The sequence below is a fragment of the Acinetobacter sp. TUM15064 genome, assembly GCF_008980265.1.
In the GTDB taxonomy this organism is placed as follows: Bacteria; Pseudomonadota; Gammaproteobacteria; order Pseudomonadales; family Moraxellaceae; genus Acinetobacter.
In genome coordinates, this window is sequence record NZ_BKFU01000055.1 from 1 (window position 1) to 22,792 (window position 22,792).

Genomic DNA, 22,792 nt, shown 5'->3' on the forward strand with positions numbered 1-22,792 from the left:
ATTTATAAAAACCAATCATATAGCTTAATAAAAAGCATAGAAGTAGATTGAGAATGGTATTTTTACACATGTTAATGATTCTTATTTAAAGAATTTTTATGCAAAAAGGCAAAGGGCATTGTTTGTATTTTGACAGTTCACGTCTTATAATTCAGTGTCGTTTTAAGTTCAAACGCTATTTAATTTAGAGTTTTAAAGTAGCTGCTGAACAATGCCAGCTTTCCTTCGAATTAATTCCAACAAACTCCGGATGGAGTTTTTACTTACAGGATGCCCGCTGTGAAAAGCAACAGACCTGTCAATTTGTCCATGGGTCAAGTTTTAGAAGTAAACTTAAAATCCCCTGTGGCTATTGCATCAATCTTACACCGTCTATCAGGTGTCATCGTATTTTTACTCGTACCGGTACTTTTATGGATCTTAGACAAGTCTTTGTCTTCGCCTGAAGGTTTTGCTCAAGTTCAGGCTATTTTTAATAGCTTCATTGTGCGTTTTGTCGTATGGGTATTTGTAGCCGGCTTAATTTTCCACTTTATTGCGGGTGTTAAGCACTTACTTGCTGACCTAGGTTTTGCTGAAGAGCTACAAAGTGGTCGCATCGCAGCTACTATTTCATTGATCTTGTCTGCAATTGGTATCGTTGCGGCATTTGTATGGATTGTTATCTAATGAAAAGTGCTACTGGTTTAACGGGTTCAGGTTCTCGCGATTGGTTTATCCAACGTGTAAGTGCTGTCGTATTAGCGGTTTATACAGTTGTTGTTCTAGGTTGGATCCTATGCAATGGCGGTTTTAGCCATGAACAGTGGTACGGCTTTATGATGACAGCTCCAATGAAGATCCTATCTTTATTAGCCGTCTTATCTCTTGTTGCACATGCTTGGATTGGTATGTGGCAGGTATTCACGGATTATGTGACTACTCGCCAAATGGGTCCTTCAGCTTCAGGTTTACGCCTTGTACTGACTTCAGCAGTAATTATTGCTGTATTTGCATATGCGATCTGGGCAATCCAGATTTTTTGGGCGAATTGATAGGAAGAGATCATGGGCGCTATAACCCCTAAAGAAGATTACACAAATATTCCACACGAAACTTTCGATGCTGTCATCGTTGGTGGTGGTGGTTCTGGTATGCGCGCGTCTTACCAACTTGCTCAAGCTGGTTTGAAAGTTGCTGTTTTAACTAAAGTATTCCCAACTCGTTCGCACACTGTTGCAGCGCAGGGTGGTATTGGTGCATCTCTTGGTAACATGCAAGAAGATAACTGGCACTACCACTTCTACGACACTGTTAAGGGTTCTGACTGGTTAGGCGACCAAGACGCAATCGAGTTTATGACGCGTGAAGCGCCGCAAGTGGTTTATGAGTTAGAACACTTGGGTATGCCATTTGACCGTAACGCAGATGGTACGATTTACCAACGTCCATTCGGTGGTCACTCTGCAAACTACGGTGAAAAAGCAGTGCCACGTGCCTGTGCTGCTGCTGACCGTACAGGTCACGCACTTCTTCACACGCTTTATCAAAGCAACGTGAAAATGGGCACTCAATTCTTTGTTGAATGGATCGCACTTGATCTGATTCGTAACGAAGCAGGTGATGTTCTTGGTGTAACAGCAATCGACCAAGAAACAGGTAAAATTGCAGTATTCCAAGCCAAAGCAACATTATTTGCTACAGGTGGTGCGGGTCGTGTTTACCGTGCATCTACCAATGCTTATATCAATACGGGTGATGGTCTTGGTATGGCGGCTCGTGCAGGTATTCCATTGCAAGATATGGAATTCTGGCAGTTTCACCCAACGGGTGTGGCTGGTGCAGGCGTATTGTTAACTGAAGGTTGTCGTGGTGAGGGTGCAATCCTTCGTAACGATGCGGGTGAGCCGTTCATGGAACGCTATGCACCAACTTTAAAAGACTTGGCGCCACGTGACTTCGTATCACGTTCGATGGACCAAGAAATTAAAGAAGGTCGTGGTTGTGGTCCGAAGAAAGACTATATCTTGCTTGATATGACGCACTTGGGTGCTGAAACGATCATGAAGCGTCTTCCATCTGTATTTGAGATTGGTAAGAAATTCGCGAACGTGGATATCACGAAAGAGCCAATTCCAGTTGTACCAACAATTCACTACCAAATGGGTGGTATTCCAACGAATATCCATGGTCAGGTGGTTGTGCCTGAAGGTTCTGAAACTGAAGCATTTACAGCACATTATGATAAAGATAGCGATATCTATTCAACTAATGCGGGCGATCGTAACTTTACCAAGCCTGTGAAAGGCTTCTATGCAATTGGTGAGTGCTCTTGCGTATCTGTGCATGGTGCAAACCGTTTGGGTACGAACTCACTACTTGACTTGGTTGTATTTGGTAAAGCTGCAGGTGAACACATCATCGACTACGTGACTAAACACCACGGTGATGAATACCAACCGCTTCCTACGACTGTACTTGAGCAAACTGTTGCGCGTATCCGTAAATTGGATGACTCAACATCAGGTGAAAATGCTCAAGAAGTTGCAGATGCAATTCGTGACATCGTTCAAGACCATGCAGGTGTATTCCGTACGACTGCGCTTCTTGAAGAAGGTGTGAAGCAGATTCTTGCGATCGAGCCGCGTGTACGCAACATTCACTTAAAAGACAAATCTAAAGTATTTAACACTGCACGTGTAGAAGCTTTAGAAGTTGAAAACTTGTATGAAGTGGCAAAAGCGACATTGATTTCTGCTGCTGCTCGTAAAGAGTGTCGTGGTGCGCATACAGTTGTAGACTTTGAAGAGTCGCCAGATCACCCAGCTTACCCGTATGGCCGTCGTGATGATGAGTGGATGAAACACACATTGTGGTTCTCTAGCGATAACCGTCTTGAGTACAAGCCTGTACGTTACAAGCCATTATCGGTTGCTGCAATTCCACCTAAACCACGTACATTCTAATTGGGAGAAGTAAGATGAGTAGAGGTACTCGTACATTTAATATCTACCGCTACGATCCTGATAAGGATAAAGCACCGTACATGCAAACGTTTAAGCTAGAGTTGACTGATAAGCACCGTATGTTGCTTGATGCACTTCTTGCATTAAAAGTTCAAGATGAATCATTAACATTCCGTCGTTCATGCCGTGAAGGTATTTGTGGTTCGGATGGTGTGAACATCAATGGTAAAAATGGTTTAGCGTGCCTTTGGAACCTAAATGATTTACCAGAAGTGATTACAGTTCGTCCTTTACCTGGGTTGCCAGTAGTTAAAGATTTAGTTGTGGATATGAATCAGTTCTACGATCAGTACAACAAAATTCACCCATTCTTGATCAACAACCAACCTGCGCCACCGAAAGAGCGTTTACAGTCTCCTGAAGATCGTGAACACTTAGATGGTTTATATGAATGTATTCTTTGTGCATGCTGTTCAACATCATGTCCATCATTCTGGTGGAACCCAGACAAGTTCTTGGGTCCTTCAGCGTTGTTGAATGCATACCGTTTCATCATCGACTCTCGTGATACAGCAACTCAAGAGCGTTTGGCTCGTCTTGACGACCCGTTCTCGCTCTTCCGTTGTAAAGGTATCATGAACTGTGTATCAGTATGTCCTAAAGGTTTGAACCCAACGAAAGCAATCGGTCACATCCGTAACATGCTTTTAGATGCTGCTGGTTAATCTTTAGACTGATATATTGGTCACAAAAAGCACACCCATGAGGTGTGCTTTTTTATTTTTGGTTAAAAATTTTTCTATTGCGTTAAATTTTTATGAAAAGACCGAAGTTGGCATTATTTTTGTTTATGGTGTGAGACTTTTACTGGAAATGCACCAGATCAGTGAAAAGCACAGTGATTTAAAACAAATGTCATAAATAAGTGCAAGGATGAGTCTGCAAAAAAGTTATGAAGGTGTTAAGATGGGGCTTGTAAATGAGAGGGCATATTGAAAGATGGTGCTCTCTTTTCGTATGTGTTTTTTAGAGTAGACTTTGGTCTACGTTGAAACTCATTTTTATTTAAAGCACCATATATTAGATGAAATTTTGATATGTGTATTTCGCCAATTTATGAAAGGTATATGTCAAAAAAATCAATTGAAATATAGGGAGTATGCTAAAATTTTTACACGTTTATATTTAAAAAATGTGTGTTAAATATGTACATTAATTCAACATTTAAGCTGGACCAGAACGCGTATAAATGAGTGGATTAGTCGCTTTAGAAAAAATAATGTAAGGCTTTATTTTTTCTAAGTCGATTTGCAAAAAATTGCTCGGTTTTGGCCGGGTATGAATGAGTGATGATGCCGCTGAGGGCGTTATGATTCATTGTCACATTGGGTAATTCTAATGTAGTGATAACGCCTCATGGCATACGCCTTATGGGGACTAATGTCATGTTACCAATTTGACATTAATAATCATGGGGTTGCTTAAAAAGCATCCTGAAATGTTTTTGCAATAGGAAATGGGTCCACAAATGCAAGAAGTTGCTGACGCATTGCGTCTTGACACTGAACTTTCCGCTGATAGTGCAGCGTATATTGAAGAACTTTATGAGCAGTACTTGGCTGCACCAGACTCAGTAGAAGCTGACTGGCGTGCATACTTCGATAAATACCCGAAAGGTGATCAACCACACAGCAATGTACGTGAGCAATTCTTATTACTAGGTCGTAATTCAAGTCGTGTTCAAGCAGTGGTACAAAGTTCTGTTAGTACAGAACATGAACGTCGTCAAATTGGCGTACTACAACTGATCGCAGCGTACCGTAACCGTGGTCATCAAAAAGCAAAGCTTGATCCTTTAGGTTTGGCAAAACGTGAAATCGTACCTGATCTTGACCTTGCGGCACACGGCTTAACCCAATCTGATTTTGATACTGTATTCAATACAGGTAATCTTTTGATTGGTAAAGACGAAGCAACTTTAGGTGAAATGGTTCAAGCCATGGAAGCGACGTATTGTGCTTCGATTGGTGCAGAATACATGCACATTGTTGATACCAAAGAAAAACGTTGGATTCAACAACGTCTTGAAGGTGCACGTGGTCAATTCAATTTTACAGCAGATCAGAAAAAACACGTATTAGAACGTTTGACTGCTGCTGAAGGCCTAGAAAAATTCCTTGGTAATAAATACGTCGGCGCAAAACGTTTCGGCGTGGAAGGTGGTGAATCTTTTATTCCAATGGTTGATGCTTTGATTCAGCGTGCAGGTTCTGTAGGTTGTAAAGAAGTAGTCATTGGTATGCCACACCGTGGTCGTTTGAACCTTCTTGTAAACATCATGGGTAAAAACCCAGCAGACCTATTTGGTGAGTTCGAAGGTAAGAGCTTACATAAAAAAGGTTCTGGTGATGTGAAGTACCACCAAGGTTTCTCTTCAAACGTAATGACTCCAGGTGGCGAAGTTCACTTGGCATTGGCGTTTAACCCATCGCACTTAGAAATCGTTGGCCCTGTGGTTGAAGGTTCAGTACGTGCACGTCAAGTTCGTCGTAAAGACATTGGTGGCGATGATGTATTGCCAGTCATTGTTCACGGTGATGCTGCATTTGCAGGTCAAGGTGTGAACCAAGAAACCTTCCAAATGTCACAAACACGTGGCTATACAGTGGGTGGTACGGTTCACATTGTGGTGAATAACCAAGTTGGTTTTACAACATCTGACCCACGTGATGCGCGTTCTACAGAATACTGTACAGACATCGCGAAAATGATCCAAGCACCGATTTTCCATGTGAACGGTGATGATCCTGAATCAGTATTGTTTGTTGCGCAATTGGCACATGACTTCCGTCATACTTTCCGTAAAGACGTTGTCATTGATATGTTCTGTTACCGTCGTCGTGGTCACAACGAAGCGGATGAGCCAGCTGCAACTCAGCCAATGATGTATCAAGTCATTAACAAGAAAACGACAACCCGTGCATTGTATGCAGATCAATTGGTTCAAGAAAGCATATTGGACCGTGCTAAAGCAGATCAAATGGTAGAAGACTATCGTTCTGATCTAGAAGCAGGTAAGCATGTTGCCAATGCGTTGGTACTTGAGCCAAATACAAAAATGTTTGTAGATTGGGCACCGTACTTAGGACATGACTATACAGACGTATGGGATACCACATGTTCTGAAGACCGTCTAAAAGAACTGGGTCGCAAAATGCGCGAGCTTCCAGAAGGTTTCGTGATGCAGCGTCAGGTTGCAAAAGTGATTGATGATCGCTTAAAAATGCAAACTGGTGAAATGCCATTGAACTGGGGTGCTGCGGAAACTTTGGCTTATGCATCTATTTTAGATGATGGCTATTTGGTTCGTTTGACTGGTGAAGACGTAGGTCGTGGTACTTTCTCACACCGTCATGCAAAACTGCATAACCAAGTTGATGGTTCGACTTATATTCCGCTTTGCCATATCAAAGAAAACCAACCACGTACAGCGATTTATGACTCATTATTGTCTGAAATGGCGGTGTTAGGTTTTGAGTATGGTTATGCAACGACTCTGCCTAAGAGCTTGGTGATTTGGGAAGCACAATTTGGTGACTTCGCAAACTGTGCACAGGTTGTAATTGATCAGTTCATCGCATCAGGTGAAACCAAGTGGGAGCGTGTATGTGGTTTAACGCTACTTCTTCCTCATGGTTTTGAAGGTCAAGGTCCAGAGCACTCATCTGCACGTTTAGAGCGTTTCTTACAGCTATGTGCTGAAGACAACATGCAAGTGATGACACCGACTACACCTGCACAGATTTTCCATGCTTTACGTCGTCAAGCGATTCGCCCAATTCGTAAGCCTATGATTATCATGTCACCGAAGTCTTTGCTTCGTCACAAGCTTGCAACGTCTACTTTAAGTGAACTTGCAAACGGTACATTCCAAACAGTGATTGATGAAATCGACAACATCAACAAAGCAGACGTAACACGTTTAGTGCTTTGTGGTGGTAAGGTTTACTACGACTTGCTTGAGAAACGTCGTGAGCAAGAGTTGAATAACACTGCAATCGTTCGTATTGAACAATTGTATCCATACCCTGAACAACGTATTGCTGAAGTTCTTGCTCAATATCCAAATGTGAAAGATATTGTTTGGACCCAAGAAGAGCCGAAGAACCAGGGCGCTTGGTTATTCATTGCACCGCGTCTATATGATGATGTAATGAAATCTGCGAAACCAGTACGTATCAGTTATGCAGGTCGTGAAGCTTCTGCTGCACCGGCTTGTGGTTCACCATATTTGCATGCAAAACAACAAGCTCAGCTCGTAAATGACGCTTTAGCGATCGTAGCTGAATAACAGGAGATTCTTAGTAATGGCAACCGAAATTAAAGCACCGGTATTCCCAGAGTCAGTTGCTGACGGAACAATTGCAACTTGGCACAAACAACCAGGTGAAGCAGTATCACGTGACGAAGTGATTTGTGATATTGAAACTGACAAAGTTGTTTTAGAAGTTGTTGCTCCTGCTGACGGTACAATTGCATCCATCATTAAAGCTGAAGGTGACACTGTTCTTTCAAACGAAGTGATTGCAGAGTTTGAAGAAGGTGCTGTATCTGGCGCGGCACAAACTGAAGCTGTTCAGTCTGAAGCGAAAGTGGAAGTTGCTGCTGCACAAACTCAAGCAGGTGCTGCGCCTGTTGTTGAACGTGCTCAAGTTGCTGATCAAGCACCAGCAGTACGTAAAGCATTGACTGAGTCTGGTATTCCAGCAGCAGATGTTGCAGGTACAGGCCGTGGTGGTCGTATCACGAAAGAAGATGTAGCAAATCATCAAACTAAACCAGCAGCTCCAGCTGCAGCGCCTTTAAGTGTTGCTGTGGGTGAGCGTGTTGAGAAGCGTGTTCCGATGACACGTCTTCGTAAGCGTGTTGCTGAGCGTCTGCTTGCTGCAACTCAAGAAACTGCAATGTTGACTACGTTTAACGAAGTGAACATGAAGCCAATCATGGAAATGCGTGCACAATATAAAGATGCGTTTGAAAAGCGTCATGGTGCTCGTCTTGGCTTTATGTCTTTCTTTGTTAAAGCAGCAACTGAAGCACTTAAACGTTATCCAGCGGTTAATGCTTCAATTGATGGTGATGACATTGTTTACCATGGTTACTATGACATCGGTGTAGCAGTATCTTCTGAGCGTGGTCTAGTTGTACCTGTGCTTCGTGATACAGACCGTATGAACTATGCTGAAGTTGAAAATGGTATCCGTGATTACGCTTATAAAGCGCGTGATGGCAAATTGGGTATCGAAGACATGACTGGCGGTACGTTCACGATTACCAATGGTGGTACATTCGGTTCATTATTATCTACTCCGATCTTAAATACGCCTCAAACAGCGATTTTGGGTATGCATAAAATCCAAGAGCGTCCAATGGCTGTCAATGGTCAAGTAGAAATCTTACCGATGATGTATTTAGCGCTTTCTTATGACCACCGTCTAATTGATGGTAAAGAAGCGGTAGGCTTCCTTGTAACAATTAAAGAATTGTTAGAAGAACCAGCTAAATTGATCCTTGACCTTTAATCTAAAGAATAAAACATGGGCTTAGGGCGATCCTCTAAGCCCATTTTTGGAGATAAACATGTCTCAACAATTTGATCTTGTTGTAATTGGCGGCGGCCCTGGCGGTTATGAAGCAGCGATTCGTGCTGCGCAGCTTGGTTTCAAAGTTGCGTGTATCGAAAAACGTGTACACAAAGGTAAACCATCTTTAGGTGGTACTTGCTTAAATGTGGGTTGTATCCCTTCTAAAGCATTGCTTGATTCTTCACATCATTATGAAGATACACTCCATGGCTTAGACGTTCATGGCATCACAGTTGAGAATGTACAACTTGACCTTGCTAAACTTTTAGCACGTAAAGATAAAGTTGTAGATAACTTGACAGGTGGCGTTGCTCAATTACTGAAAGGTAATGGTATTGAATGGTTGCAAGGTACTGGTAAATTACTTGCAGGTAAAAAAGTTGAATTCGCACCATTAGATGGCGGTGAAGTACAAGTTTTGGAACCTAAATTTGTCATTTTGGCAACGGGTTCAGTTCCTGTAAATATTCCAGTGGCTAAAGTTGATGAAGATCTTATCGTAGATTCAACGGGCGCATTAGAATTCCAAGAAGTTCCTAAACGTCTTGGTGTCATTGGGGCAGGTGTTATTGGCCTTGAACTTGGTTCAGTGTGGCGTCGCCTAGGTTCTGAAGTTGTTGTATTTGAAGCAATGGATGCATTCTTACCAATGGCTGATAAAGCGTTGGCAAAAGACTACCAAAAGCTTTTGACTAAACAAGGTTTAGATATCCGTATCGGTGCAAAAGTTGCTGGTACTGAAATCAACGGTCGTGAAGTGACTGTTCAATACAACCAAGCGGGTGAAGACAAAACTGAAACTTTCGATAAGTTAATCGTTTGTGTAGGTCGTAAAGCTTATGCTGAAGGTTTATTGGCTGAAGACTCAGGTATTAAGTTGACTGAGCGTGGTCTAGTTGAAGTAAATGATTGGTGTGCAACGTCTGTTGACGGCGTATATGCAATTGGTGACTTAGTCCGTGGTCCAATGCTTGCGCATAAAGCAATGGAAGAGGGTGTAATGGCGGTTGAGCGTATGCATGGTCATGCTGCTCAAGTAAACTATGACACCATCATTTCTGTGATTTATACTCACCCTGAAGCGGCGTGGGTTGGTTTGACTGAAGAACAAGCCAAAGAAAAAGGTCACGAAGTTAAAACTGGACAATTCCCATTTGCTGTAAATGGTCGTGCTTTAGCTGCGAATGAATCTGCTGGTTTTGTGAAGTTTGTTGCAGATGCAAAAACTGACCGTCTATTAGGTATGCATATCATTGGCCCAGGTGCTTCTGATATTGTTCACCAAGGTATGATTGCACTTGAGTTTGTATCTTCTGTTGAAGATTTACAATTGATGACTTTTGGTCATCCTACTTATTCAGAAGTGGTTCATGAAGCTGCACTAGCAGTGGATGGTCGAGCGATTCACGCAATTCAGCGTAAACGCAAATAAGATAAAAAAAAGAGCGACTACGGTCGCTCTTTTTTGTTTCAGGTGGTTGTCTTATTTTGCAGAATCATCTAAAAATAAAGAGAAGAAGTTTTTTAAAAAATCCAAAATGTTTACTGTGATAGTAAACAGCTTCGGTGCAACAAAAAGTAAATAAGTAGTAATAAAAAGGTTAGTCGATGAATTTACATGAATATCAAGCTAAAGCGCTATTGAAAAAGTATGGTATGCCAGTCCAAGAAGGCGTACTTGCAACCACTCCACAAGAAGCAGTTCAAGCCTTTGAACAAATGGGCGGCAAGTTTGCTGTAATGAAAGCACAAGTGCATGCAGGCGGCCGTGGTAAGGCAGGTGGTGTAAAAGTTGTTAAGTCAGCAACAGAAGCTGCAGAATATGCAAAGAGCATCATCGGGACCAACCTTGTTACCTATCAAACAGATAGCCATGGTCAACCTGTCAACAGTGTGCTTGTCGCGGAAGATGTTTATCCTGTAGAGCGTGAACTGTATTTAGGCGCTGTGGTTGACCGCTCAAGCCGTCGTGTGACTTTTATGGCATCGACTGAAGGTGGTGTTGAAATTGAAAAAGTTGCAGAAGAAACCCCAGAAAAAATTATCAAAGTAGAAGTTGATCCTTTGGTTGGCTTACAGCCTTTCCAAGCACGTGAAGTTGCATTTAAGTTGAATTTGAAGGATGGACAAGTAAATCAATTCGTCAAAGTGATGTCTGCGGCATATCAAGCCTTCATTGAAAATGACTTTGCTCTTTTTGAAATTAACCCACTTTCAGTACGTGAAAATGGCGATATTTTATGTGTAGATGCCAAAGTTGGAATTGACTCAAATGCTTTATATCGTTTGCCTGAAATTGCGGCGCTACGAGATAAATCGCAGGAAAATGAACGTGAGTTAAAAGCATCTGAATTTGACCTGAACTACGTTGCACTTGAAGGCAACATTGGGTGTATGGTCAATGGTGCAGGCCTTGCGATGGCCACTATGGACATTATTAAACTTTACGGGGGGCAACCTGCGAACTTCCTAGATGTGGGTGGTGGTGCAACCAAAGACCGTGTCATTGAAGCGTTTAAAATTATTTTGGCAGATACCTCTGTGCAAGGGGTGTTGATTAATATCTTCGGTGGAATTGTACGTTGTGACATGATTGCTGAAGCGATTATTGCAGCGGTTCAAGAAGTAAATGTAACTGTGCCTGTGGTTGTTCGTTTAGAAGGGAACAATGCTGAATTGGGTGCCAAATTACTTGATGAATCAGGTTTAAAACTTATTTCTGCAAATGGTTTGTCAGATGCCGCAGAAAAAATCGTTGCTGCAGTAAAAGCGTAAGGAGTATCAATATGAGCGTATTAATTAATAAAGACACCAAAGTATTGGTACAAGGTTTTACAGGTAAAAATGGTACTTTTCACTCAGCACAAGCGCTGGATTATGGAACAAAAGTTGTTGGTGGCGTAACACCTGGTAAAGGTGGCACAACGCACCTTGATTTACCTGTATTTAACACGATGAAAGATGCAGTTGCTGGTACAGGTGCAGATGCAACTGTGATTTATGTCCCAGCTCCTTTTGTCTTGGATTCAATTATTGAAGCAGTGGACTCAGGTGTTGGACTGATTGTGGTGATTACCGAAGGTGTACCGACTTTAGATATGCTCAAAGCTAAGCGTTATCTTGAAACCAATGGTAATGGTACGCGTTTGATTGGTCCAAACTGTCCAGGCATTATCACACCAGGTGAATGTAAAATCGGGATTATGCCAGGTCATATTCACCAACCCGGTAAGATTGGAATTATCTCACGTTCTGGTACCTTGACCTATGAAGCGGTTGCACAAACGACGAAACTTGGTTTAGGGCAATCAACTTGTATCGGTATTGGTGGTGATCCAATTCCAGGCATGAACCAAATTGATTGTTTGAAACTGTTCCAAGACGATCCGCAAACTGAAGCGATCATTATGATTGGTGAGATTGGTGGTACTGCTGAAGAAGAAGCAGCTGAATATATTCAGTCTCATGTGACTAAACCTGTCGTTGGTTATATCGCAGGTGTAACAGCGCCGAAGGGCAAACGTATGGGACATGCTGGAGCAATTATTTCGGGTGGTAAAGGGACTGCTGAAGAAAAATTCGCGGCATTTGAAAAAGCAGGAATGGCTTACACGCGTAGTCCCGCAGAATTAGGCTCTACAATGTTACAAGTACTTAAAGAGAAAGGTTTGGCTTAAGCACAGACTTAAAGCTTTAGAGAATCCCCAAAATTGGGGATTTTTTTATTATTTCATAGACATATCTAATAGAGTCCCGTAAAAAATCTCCGTTTTTCTTACATTTTTCATGACGAAAATTGGTTGGATTTCACTTACTACGAAAATACAATGTGATTGAAGTCACATAATTTAATTATGTGGTGATCTTTATTTACATAGTGTGAAAAGTATATGAATTATAAAAAGCCAATATGGATGATTTGTATTTTAGCTAGCACTTGCCCTGTAACACTTTTGCAAGCAGCAGATAACATTGATCAACTCCGAGAAGAGAGTGTTGTTTTGATTCGATCAGGTCAAGTTGATCAAGGTCTCGAACGGTTAAGGGCTTTATTGGCACAACAACCACAAAATCAAAAGCTCATTGCAGATTATATGGTCAGTGCCTATGCGCATCAGAAAGTAACTGCATCAGATCTAGCCCATTTACAAGATATTAGTGTTCAACGTTTTCCTGAATATGCATGGTTAAGTGTTGTGAAGGCTCAGCGCGATTTAAGACAGTTCAATACCGCTGCAAACTGGGCTGAAATGTTTTACCAACAGAGTAAACAACAGCAATGGTTAGTGTGGCAAGTTGTATTAAATGCAGAGGCTGGACAAACGGTTCAAGCAAAAAAATTACTGGCACAAGTCAAAACAGAACAACTCAGCCCTGACTATTTAGCACAAATGTCATATGCCTACCGCGTTCTGAGTATGCCGATTGAAGCATTGGAAAGCTCAGAGGCAGCACTGAACCAACAGGTCAATCCTGATCTACAAGAGCAATATGTTTTAGCCCTGATGGTGAATAGTGCTTATGTTGAAGCTGAGGAATATATTCAAAGTCATGGTTTAAATGAATTACGTCCAAACTTACGTCATAGTGTAAAGCTTAATGAGTTTTCTCAACGTATCCAAAATGCAATTCAGTCCCAGCGTATGTTGACCTATCGTGATCAAGGTATGCAAGCCTATAACAAGCTTGATCAAGTGATTGCGGCAATGCAGCGTTATGAAACTGAGTTACCCGAAGATCAGGCGCTTCGTCGCAAGTTTTATTATGACTACAGCTATGCTTTAAATGCACGACAAGCATCTCATGAGGTTTTAGCTGAATTAAAAAAAGTGAATTTGCCAATTGCGGATATGCCTGCTTATGTACGTCATGCTGCGGCAGACAGTTATTTGAGATTGCGTCAGCCTAAGCAAGCGGAAGTGTATTATCGCAGTTTACTATTAGAAAAAAATTATCCTAATTACGACGTCTATGCAGGTTTGTATTATTCTCTGATTGAACAAGAAAAGTTTAAGCAAGCTGATCAGTTGATTGTTCAGATGGATCATTTATTACCGACTTTTAAATACAGCAATGCAAAAGGTGTAAATAGAACAACACACGATGACCGTTTTGAATATTTGGGTTTAAAAGGTCTGAACTATGCCTATCGTAATGAACATGCCAAAGCTGAACATTATTTTGAGCAGTTGGTGGCACAAGCACCTAATAATGTGAGTTATCAAAACAATCTTGCTTTAATTCAGCGTTGGCGAGAAAAACCAAAACTATCTGAAAGTAACTTATCCCAACTACAAGGGGTAGAGCCGATTGATCAGGCAACGCGTATTAACCATATGCAAAATAACCAAGCTCTTGGAAATATTCAGGCTTGGCGTGCTCAGAATGCAGATTTAATGCAACGCTCACCTTTAGATACAGGGGTTCGACTTAGCCAGAAAGAGTTGAATGACCGTAATCGACCAACTATTCAGCACCAAAGTATGCTTTCAAAAAGCAAATCTGACAGTCGTGACTTGCTTGGGCAGTTAAAAGGTTCGCGTGAGCGCGAGCATCAAACGCGTCTGAATAGCCCTTGGTTTTATGATAACTATCGTGCTTATGCCATGCAGGACTATCGTTGGTCTGAGTTTGATGACGGCAAGGTGAAAGATAATCGGATTGGACTTGGACTTGAATGGGCATCAAAACGAAAATCAGCAAGTATTGCATTATCGCAGACTACAAACGGAGATCGTCTAGGTGCTGAACTACAATGGTCACAGTGGTTGAATGATCATTGGAACTATCATTTGGCTTATAACAGCCAAGCCGATATTCCCTTACAAGCTATACGCAATGGTGATGAAGGACAGTCTTACAGCTTGGGTTTTGACTGGCAGCAGAATGAGTCTCGTAAGGCAGGGGCAACTTATCAACTGACGGATATTGATGATAACAATACGCGCCAAGAAGTGGCTGCCTATTTTAGGCAACAGATTTATCAAGCACCACATCATATTACGCAAGCCATTTTACGGGGCTATTACGGTCAAAATGATGATGTCCGCGTGGATTATTTTAATCCTGAGTCGAATTACAGTTTAGAAGTCGGCTTAGAGCATGAGTGGATGACATGGCGTCATTATGATCGCCATTTTAGTCAGCACTTTGAAGCAAGTGTAGGGACGTATAAGCAAAAAGACTATTCGGCAGAAGCAATTTATAACATTTATTACCAACATGATTGGCAACTGTCGAGAACATGGAAGCTCAATTACGGCATAGGTTGGGGAATCCATCCTTATGATGGTGATTCTGAGAAACGTACTTATGGGGTGATTGGCTTTGAGGGGCGCTTCTAATGAAAAAATTCATCAATATATTAATCGCAATGAGTTTAACGGGAACACTTGTTGTTCCAAACCTTTCATATGCAGAATTGCAAAAACCTAAACAAATTAAATTACAAGATAATCAGTTTGTGACTTTAACTTTTCATGATGTACGGGATGATGTTGCAAAAAGTGGTGATCGTGATGTGTACGCGATTAGCACCAAAAATTTGGCGCAGTATCTAGAATGGATACAGCGTGAAGGATGGCAGCCGATTCGTCTAGAAGATATTTGGCTGGCAAGGCAGGGGAAAAAAATATTACCTAACAAGGCTTTACTATTAACTTTTGATGATGGGGCATTGAGTAGTTATAACCGGGTTTTTCCACTGTTAAAGCAGTATAAAACGCCAGCAGTATTTGCAATACCAACCAGCTGGATTAATGGTAATACCAAAGATGCCTATGAGGCATACGGTGTAGGCAACTTAATGACATGGCCACAAATGCGTGAAATGGCTGCATCAGGTTATGCTGAATTTGTATCTCACTCTGATAATTTACACCGTGGCATTTTGGCGAACCCACAACAAAATATGGAACCAGCAGCAATTACTCGTCAATATTTTGAAAAACAAAAAACTTATGAAACAGAGGCTGAATATCGCAGTCGAGTGGTTGCCGACTTAAAAAAATCAAAACAGGTATTAGATCGTGAGCTGGCTATAAATAGTCGCGCTATTTTCTGGCCTTATGGTGCAGTCACTGCGGAAAGTGAAGAATTGGCAGCTAAAGCAGGCTTACCGATGTCTTTTAGTTTAGGTAGTGTTGCACCCCTGGCAGACTCGGTAAAAACATATCAACGTGCTTTGATTATGGATAACCCAACACCTGAAATGATTAATCAGGAAATGTTGGAGTTTTTGAATTATGTCCGAGCACCTTATAAGCAGCGGAAGAGTTTTTTGCGTTTTGATTTAGCAGAAATGCAATCGGCCGATAATGAGCAGTTTAATCAGAAACTCGGACAGTTATTGGATCGTGTCGACGGTTTAAAAACCAATACCTTGATTCTTAAAGCCGTGTCAGATAGCAACGGTGATGGAAAAATTGATGCTGCATATTTCCCCAATCGGCAGTTGAAAATGCAGCAAGATATGCTGAATCGTGTGGTATGGCAGTCACGAACACGTATTGCTAACCGTGTTTATGCCGAGCTCCCAATCAGCTTGGAAACTGAACAGAATGTAGACCTTGCGATGTTGACGGCTGACTTGGTAAAGAATAATAGCTCGATTGAAGGGTTAATGTTGGATACGGGTTCGATGCTAGACTGCGCGATTGGTCAGCAAAAATGGACTCCTAATTGCGAAGCTCAAGTAAATCGCGTCTTCAAAATCAAAGAGCGAACCAAGGAGCAGGCAAAGTACTATGCCAATATCAGTAATAATTACCAAACAGCGCTGAAAGTTAATTTAGAACAAACCCAGTTAGACGGTTTAAAGCCTTTATTAGACTATACCTTAGAGTATGCAGATTTTCTTTATGTTGAGTTAGATCCTATCCAACAACCAGAGGTATTTAATGCCTTTGTTAAACAACTTAAAACTTTGAATGAAAAAGAGCAGCAGTATTTGATTGCGAGCTTTAATGTCCCAACTCCGCTTAGCACCCAACAGGTAAAACAGCTCAAAAAGAGTTATCAACAACTGAGAAGTTTAGCGATTCAAAAAGTAGGTGTAAATAATTACAGCTTTAATCTTGCGAAGGTGATTCATCAAAATTTTTACCCTGAGCTGAGTTTAAATAGCAGCCCATTGAATTACCGCGATCCATTTACTCAAAAAGTTTTGGAGAAAAAATAATGCAATGGTTATTTAATTTAAGATTTAGCGACTACTATTTTGGTTTTGCATTTTTATATCCACTCTTTATGGCTTGGCTATGGATTGCAGGCGGAATATGGTTCTATTTAAAACGTGAATATCGGGAGAATGATGTTCCACAACCAAGTGAGCATGCCTGTAGTATTTTGATTCCTTGTTTCAATGAAGAAGATCAAGTTCGAGAAACCATTAAATACGCCATGCAAACGCAATATCCTGACTTTGAAGTGATTGCGATTAATGATGGCAGTAGCGATAAAACCGCTGAAATTCTAGATGAGTTACAGCAAACCTACTCACGTTTACGTGTGGTGCATCTGGCTGAAAACCAAGGAAAAGCTTATGCACTAAAAGCGGGAGCTATGGTCAGTCAGCATGAATATCTGATTTGTATAGATGGTGACGCTTTATTGCACCCACATGCTGTGCTATGGATGATGCACCATTTAACACGATTTCCACGTGTGGGGGCTGTGACGGGGAACCCTCGAATTATCAACCGTTCAAGTATTTTAGGCAAAATTCAGGTCGGTGAGTTCTCATCTATTATTGGTCTCATTAAACGTTCACAACGGACTTATGGTCGGATCTTTACAGTGTCTGGGGTATTGGTCGGATTCCGTAAAACTGCTTTGGATCGTATTGGATACTGGCGTGACGACATGATTACTGAAGATATTGATGTGTCATGGCGTTTGCAATTTGACCATTGGGATCTGCACTATGTGCCAAATGCACTCGGCTATATTTATATGCCAGAGACCTTTATCGGCTTATGGAAGCAACGTTTACGTTGGGCGCAAGGTGGAATAGAGGTCTTATTGGCCTATAGCAAACAAATGTTTAACTGGCGTTTACGCCGTATGTGGCCAGTCGCGATTGAGTCTATGATCAGTATTCTCTGGGCCTATGTGATGTTCGGTATCATTATTTTATATCTCTACGGTTTGTTTTTTCCATTACCTGGTGAGTGGGCGATTCAGTCCTTTATCCCGCAGTGGTATGGGGTAATTTTAGGGGTTACCTGCCTTATTCAGTTCTTTGTCAGTTTGATGATTGATAACCGATATGATCGTGGTCGTATTTTGAGAAATTATTTTTGGGTGATTTGGTATCCACTGTTCTTTTGGCTGTTAACCATGATGACAACAGTCGTTTCTGTACCGAAAACCTTATTGAAAACGCAAAAGCGTGCTCGATGGGTGAGTCCAGACCGTGGTTTTAGAGGAGAGACCAAAGATGCAAAAAACTGAAAACTTTAAAATAATTACTGATGAAAACTTACTAGACATCCCTAGCTATATAGACCGACCAGAATATGTTCGAAATAAAACAGCAGGTTATAGTCTGTTGGCGCTTGGATGGATCACGTGGATGTGGTTGTTTTTACCATTACTCACAGTTCTGTTTTGGTTATTTGAAGGAAGCTTGGTTTATGAGCAATTGATTGTGGCAGAAATGCCACGGAAGCCCTTGAATCTGTTTCATTTAACAGGGTTGATTACGTTTTTCATTCTGTGTCTGTTTATTTGGGCGAGTTATAATTGGTATCGGTTTCATAATAATGAAAAGCGCTTATTTCCGAGCAATGTCATGCCATCTGAACTTGCGCATAGTTTTCGTGTCAGCACGACAGATATTAAACGTTTGCAATATGCAGACAACATTACCTTACACTACAGTGAGGATGGTGAACTGACTACTTATGATCTAAATGATCAGGCGAAAACACTGGATTCAAAGCCGCTGCGTGTGGATGTTGTTGTACAAAATCATCTGGATAATAACCAAAATGCTTAACGCCGTGTTGTTTAAGTAACTGCATGGTTTCAGCGAGCTCAGAGCTGGAAATTTTCTGATTATTTTTCCAGTTGATGGCTTGAAGTTCAAAAATAGTACGATCCAAGTTTGGGTCGTATTTTTTGGCCTGAGCAATCAGGTCCAAGTAAAATTGACGATGATTCGGACTATCCTCCATATAAGGCATCGCCATAATTGCATTATAGTCATAATAGGCTAGGGTACTGGCTTGGGATTGACTAAACCACTGTTCACTCTTTGGATTGAGCACAACTGGTGCATACATGTTACGAGCAGTGAGTAAATTCGGCTGCTGTTTTCTTAAAACTTGGCTTAAGCCCGCTGCAAACTGGTCCAAATAAGCAGTTTTATACTGTGCAAATTTAAACTGTTCAGGGTGCTTTGGATCACGGAGCATAGATAGATCTTTAAATCCCCATGCTCCATACATTTTTTCGGCTACGATAGATACATCTTCATGATCATTAAGGGTTATGTCGTCATGGTACAAAATGCCGTCGACTTTATTTCTGCTTATAAAATCATTGAATATCTCAGTAACCAATTTTATATTCTTAGGCTCAAAGGGGCTGATACGAATATAAGCATTTGAAACTTTTTGACTGTTTTCCACATATTGTAATTGGTCTTGTCGAGGAAATTCCCATGCGATGAGAGGAAGCCATGCATAGACTTGCTTTACCTGAGTTTGTTGTCGAATTTCGCGCAAAACTTGCGGGAATAAATTATCACGCATTGGAATATGTCTATTTTCAAAATAAACTTGGTCTGCTGAACCATTAGCATCTGGGTCGGCAAAAGCTTGTAGAAAAATGGTATTCGGCTGAATCTGTTGAATGCGAGAAATTAGGGTTTGAATATTTTGCCGTTGCTGTTTTTTATTGGGGTCGAAAACATAGTCTAGATCAATATGCATAATGCGCATCTGATCAATTTTTGTTGCGGTAGAAAGTTGAATATTTTGTGCTTGATACTCCGCAACAATGGTATCTATTGGATGATTTTTGATCAGAACGGGAGGTGTTGGTTGATGTATAACATTACATGCAAACAGGGGCAGTGTGGTTATACAGGTGAGTAATATGTTCAGTTTTTTATGCTTTAAAAAATAAACCATGGTGTTTCATGAAAAACAGAGTATGAATAAATACTGTAATCGAAAAGCCAAGCGTGAGGGGCGTTTTTATGTATGCTTGTGTGAGCTTAAATTTGTAGGTAGATTAAACCGCAAGGCATTAGAACTCTTGTAAAAGTCAAAGAATGATCATTCATTGGCAATAAAATAAGTGTTGAACATCACTTCTCTCTTGTTGAAATGCTTAGAATGAGGGCGGATTCCTCCTATAAATCCTCTCTCTAGCCCTTTCCTTTACAAAGGAGAAGGAACTTTCATTGTGATTTCAATACAGCTCAAAAAATGACTGATGCAAGAAATCTATTGTATGGCCATAAGCTGCTAAAGCTGTTGAACAAAAACAGTGAGGATTGCAGCTAAAGCCAATGTCATGGATATGTCGTATTGCTTGCGATCGCTATTTTATTGAATGGCTGTGTTATATTCTTTATTTATATACTAATTTTTCGTAGAACAGTATTACAGATGTTGAATTCCATTCATTTGTGCTTTAGTCGTTTTTTATTGTTGTTATGGTTACCGATTAATACGGCCTATGCTGAAAATGAAGATGTCTATTTGGTTGAGTTTATGGGCGATGAAATCTTTCATCATTATCAGGACTTAGCGGAACAACATGAAGAAGAAGAAAAAAATTATACACTGATGAATAATGATTTTTATGAGAATGAGTATATCCGAGTATTTAACTATACAGCCTACAATGTAGATAGTTTGAGCCATAAATTAGGGACTGGAGAGTTTCATAGTTCTGATTTGGATGCGCTTGGCATTTCATTTGGTTATGGTGTTGAAATTAAGGTTAACAAAAGAAATAAAATTGGATATGAGTACCTTTCAAGTTTTCCTTATAATCGTGGGCAGTTGATACGGATTTTTTGGGTGCGACTGTTTTAAAGATTGCGTGTGAATACAGAGTGTAGCTCAAATAGGGTTCAGCATATTCTCAATAAGAATGCTTGCATAGGATCCGTATAGGAGACTTTAAACATCAAAAATATGATGTTAGGTTTCGGCCAAACAGTGCTTTAATTTCAGTAGGGATGAGGGCAGTTTGGAATTTAAATCAGATGTTTAGTGGATTTTTTAAAATGTCTGTTTTCCACTTTTAAGCGATAAAGCTGTGATAACGGAATAAAAAACGCGACCCATCGTCGCGTTTTTTAGATATGAAAATTTATGCACTTTTTACATTTTGTGGTTTTAAACTTTGGGTTAAGCCATTAATGTCACCGCCTTGAATCCCTAGTTCATTCATTAAACTATCAATCAAAGGTGCTTGAGTGCGATAGCGTAGGGCACTGTTTACCACCTGATCGGACAGTGCTACAGAGGATTGTTCTGTGCCATCTGCGGATGTTGATGATACTGCGCCTACATTTCCTAAGCCATTGACTTGTAAAATCTTAATGTCATCAATGTTTTCCATTGGTTTAACGCTTTCACGAATGATTTCTGGTAAGTATTTCAATAGCGCCAAACGAATTTGCATTTCCACCTGTTCAGGGGACAGTACATTGTTGGCTTCATTCACTGCACGTGTACCATCGGCATCGACTTGGTATTGTTTTTCCATCGCCTGTGCTAAAAGAATTTTGGCATCTGATTCACCTTTAGCTTTTAAGCGAGCTTGCTCGGCTTGAGCTTCTGCTGCAATACGAACTGCTTCGGCATCATCTGCAGCGGCTTGTTTACCTGCTTCAGCAGCCACGGTAATCGCAATTGCATCTTTCTCAGCGGCTTGTTTTGCAGCGACCAATTCAACAGCTTTTTGACGCTCAGCACGTTGTGTTTCACGGACTGTAATCACTTCTTCTTCAGCTTTAACCGCTTCAGCACGAGCACGGTCAGCAGAGGCTTTGGCTTCGGATTCTTCACGCGATTTTTCAGCAATTGCAATGGCACGAGACTGTTCTGCAAGTTCAATAGTTTTTTTCTGTTCAACCTGAGCTTGTTCAATAATTTGTGATTTTTGAATATTTTGACTTTCTACATCTCGTGCAGCACTGATGCGTTTTAGTTCAACTTCACGTTCAGCTGCAATACGTGCCTCTTCTGCTTCACGTTTTTTCACAGCTTCTTGAGAAGCAATCTCGGCTAGTTGTTCTGCACGACGAACCGCAATTTCACGTTCTTGTTGTAGTTTTGCGTATTCTTCTTCGCGTAAGATCTGCAAACGTGCTTGTTCTGCTTCTAGGTTTTTGGTTTTAATGGCAAGGTCAGCATCTTGCTCGATGTGATTTCGTTTACGACGGCGGTCTTCAATGGTTTCAGTTAGCTTGGTTAAACCCTCAGCATCGAAGGCATTTTGCGGGTTAAAATATTTAAAGCCTGTTTGGTCTAGACCTGTTAAAGACACAGTTTCAAGTTCTAAGCCGTTTTTATGCAAGTCTTCAGACACCACTTGTTGTACTTTTTGCACGAAATCTACACGTTTTTCATGTAACTCTTCCATCGCCATTTCTGCGGCAACGGCACGCAGTGAGTCCACAAATTTACCTTCGACTAAGTTTTTTAACTCATTCGGCGACATAGTTTTTTGACCCAAGGTTTGCGCGGCAATTGCAATCGACTCAGCCATAGGCTTTACACGAACATAGAATTCTGCCATCACGTCGACGCGCATACGGTCACGAGTAATTAGTGCTTGGTCATCGGCACGACGAACTTCTAAGCGCAGGGTATTCATATTGACAGGGATAATTTCATGCAGGACTGGTAGTACAATTGCACCCCCACCTAAAATGACTTTTTCACCACCAAAACCAGTACGAACAAAAGAAATTTCTTTGCTTGAACGACGGTATAAACGGGCAATAATAATGCCGATAATGACGAGGGCAGCAAAGATAATCCCTGCAAGAATAAGAATGTTATAGAGATTGTTTGTGAGCATAATGATCTCGATTTTATTTAAAGTCTTAGATTCTCAAATGAAGTGCAACAGAGATTAAATTATTGGAAAGAAGCAAGATGAGCTAGCATTTTGCTTCCGACCGACCAAAGTCAAAGTTGCATCATGAACTATACTCATCTTACCCAAGAA

16 protein-coding genes are annotated in these 22,792 nt (G+C 41.0%); 14 read left to right on the top strand and 2 right to left on the bottom strand.

What is annotated here, in order from left to right:
* The first annotated feature begins 270 nt into the window (after positions 1-270).
* The 13 genes from sdhC to pgaD all read left to right on the top strand — a co-directional run bounded on the left by sdhC (position 271) and on the right by pgaD (position 18,590).
* Positions 271-669: a succinate dehydrogenase, cytochrome b556 subunit gene (sdhC, locus tag GBI16_RS14210; RefSeq protein ID WP_086208085.1), complete on the top strand. Its 399-nt coding sequence runs from the start codon at positions 271-273 to the stop codon at positions 667-669.
* Positions 669-1,034 carry a succinate dehydrogenase, hydrophobic membrane anchor protein gene (gene sdhD / locus GBI16_RS14215; protein ID WP_086208084.1) on the top strand — a complete coding sequence of 122 codons (366 nt, stop codon included), beginning with the start codon at positions 669-671 and terminating at the stop codon, positions 1,032-1,034. The genes sdhC and sdhD overlap by 1 nt, the downstream gene beginning before the upstream one ends.
* Before the next feature lie 12 nt (positions 1,035-1,046).
* Complete coding sequence (gene sdhA / locus GBI16_RS14220) at positions 1,047-2,945, top strand: succinate dehydrogenase flavoprotein subunit (RefSeq protein WP_086208083.1); 1,899 nt, start codon at positions 1,047-1,049, stop codon at positions 2,943-2,945.
* Between the two features lie 14 nt (positions 2,946-2,959).
* Complete coding sequence (locus tag GBI16_RS14225) at positions 2,960-3,670, top strand: succinate dehydrogenase iron-sulfur subunit (protein ID WP_086208082.1); 711 nt, start codon at positions 2,960-2,962, stop codon at positions 3,668-3,670.
* Between the two features lie 803 nt (positions 3,671-4,473).
* Positions 4,474-7,296, top strand: a complete 2,823-nt coding sequence (locus GBI16_RS14230) for a 2-oxoglutarate dehydrogenase E1 component (protein ID WP_086208254.1) — start codon at positions 4,474-4,476, stop codon at positions 7,294-7,296.
* A gap of 16 nt (positions 7,297-7,312) precedes the next feature.
* On the top strand, positions 7,313-8,527 hold the full coding sequence (gene odhB / locus GBI16_RS14235) for a 2-oxoglutarate dehydrogenase complex dihydrolipoyllysine-residue succinyltransferase (RefSeq protein ID WP_086208081.1): 1,215 nt from the start codon (positions 7,313-7,315) through the stop codon (positions 8,525-8,527).
* Positions 8,528-8,585: 58 nt separating this feature from the next.
* Positions 8,586-10,022: a dihydrolipoyl dehydrogenase gene (gene lpdA, locus GBI16_RS14240; protein ID WP_086208080.1), complete on the top strand. Its 1,437-nt coding sequence runs from the start codon at positions 8,586-8,588 to the stop codon at positions 10,020-10,022.
* A 176-nt stretch (positions 10,023-10,198) separates the two neighbouring features.
* Positions 10,199-11,365, top strand: a complete 1,167-nt coding sequence (gene sucC / locus GBI16_RS14245; protein WP_110974368.1) for an ADP-forming succinate--CoA ligase subunit beta — start codon at positions 10,199-10,201, stop codon at positions 11,363-11,365.
* 11 nt (positions 11,366-11,376) lie between these two features.
* Positions 11,377-12,267, top strand: coding sequence for a succinate--CoA ligase subunit alpha (sucD, locus tag GBI16_RS14250; RefSeq protein WP_086208078.1), 891 nt, complete (start codon positions 11,377-11,379; stop codon positions 12,265-12,267).
* A 213-nt stretch (positions 12,268-12,480) separates the two neighbouring features.
* Positions 12,481-14,934: a poly-beta-1,6 N-acetyl-D-glucosamine export porin PgaA gene (gene pgaA, locus GBI16_RS14255; protein ID WP_086208077.1), complete on the top strand. Its 2,454-nt coding sequence runs from the start codon at positions 12,481-12,483 to the stop codon at positions 14,932-14,934.
* Positions 14,934-16,769 carry a poly-beta-1,6-N-acetyl-D-glucosamine N-deacetylase PgaB gene (pgaB, locus tag GBI16_RS14260; RefSeq protein ID WP_119063150.1) on the top strand — a complete coding sequence of 612 codons (1,836 nt, stop codon included), beginning with the start codon at positions 14,934-14,936 and terminating at the stop codon, positions 16,767-16,769. Before pgaA ends, pgaB (GBI16_RS14260) begins: the two co-directional genes overlap by 1 nt.
* Positions 16,769-18,043: a poly-beta-1,6-N-acetyl-D-glucosamine synthase gene (pgaC, locus tag GBI16_RS14265; RefSeq protein ID WP_086208075.1), complete on the top strand. Its 1,275-nt coding sequence runs from the start codon at positions 16,769-16,771 to the stop codon at positions 18,041-18,043. The genes pgaB (GBI16_RS14260) and pgaC overlap by 1 nt, the downstream gene beginning before the upstream one ends.
* On the top strand, positions 18,030-18,590 hold the full coding sequence (pgaD, locus tag GBI16_RS14270) for a poly-beta-1,6-N-acetyl-D-glucosamine biosynthesis protein PgaD (RefSeq protein WP_086208074.1): 561 nt from the start codon (positions 18,030-18,032) through the stop codon (positions 18,588-18,590). The genes pgaC and pgaD overlap by 14 nt, the downstream gene beginning before the upstream one ends.
* Here pgaD and pgaB (GBI16_RS14275) read toward each other — a convergent pair.
* On the bottom strand, positions 18,490-19,728 hold the full coding sequence (pgaB, locus tag GBI16_RS14275; protein ID WP_151707302.1) for a poly-beta-1,6-N-acetyl-D-glucosamine N-deacetylase PgaB: 1,239 nt from the start codon (positions 19,726-19,728) through the stop codon (positions 18,490-18,492). The genes pgaD and pgaB (GBI16_RS14275) overlap by 101 nt on opposite strands.
* A 483-nt stretch (positions 19,729-20,211) precedes the next feature.
* On the opposite strand from pgaB (GBI16_RS14275), the gene GBI16_RS14280 reads away from it, so the two are divergent.
* Positions 20,212-20,643 (top strand): hypothetical protein, encoded by a 432-nt coding sequence (locus GBI16_RS14280; protein ID WP_151707303.1) that lies wholly within the window; start codon positions 20,212-20,214, stop codon positions 20,641-20,643.
* Positions 20,644-20,923: 280 nt separating this feature from the next.
* Here GBI16_RS14280 and GBI16_RS14285 read toward each other — a convergent pair whose 3' ends face one another.
* Complete coding sequence (locus GBI16_RS14285) at positions 20,924-22,642, bottom strand: flotillin family protein (protein WP_086208072.1); 1,719 nt, start codon at positions 22,640-22,642, stop codon at positions 20,924-20,926.
* Positions 22,643-22,792: the final 150 nt, after the last annotated feature.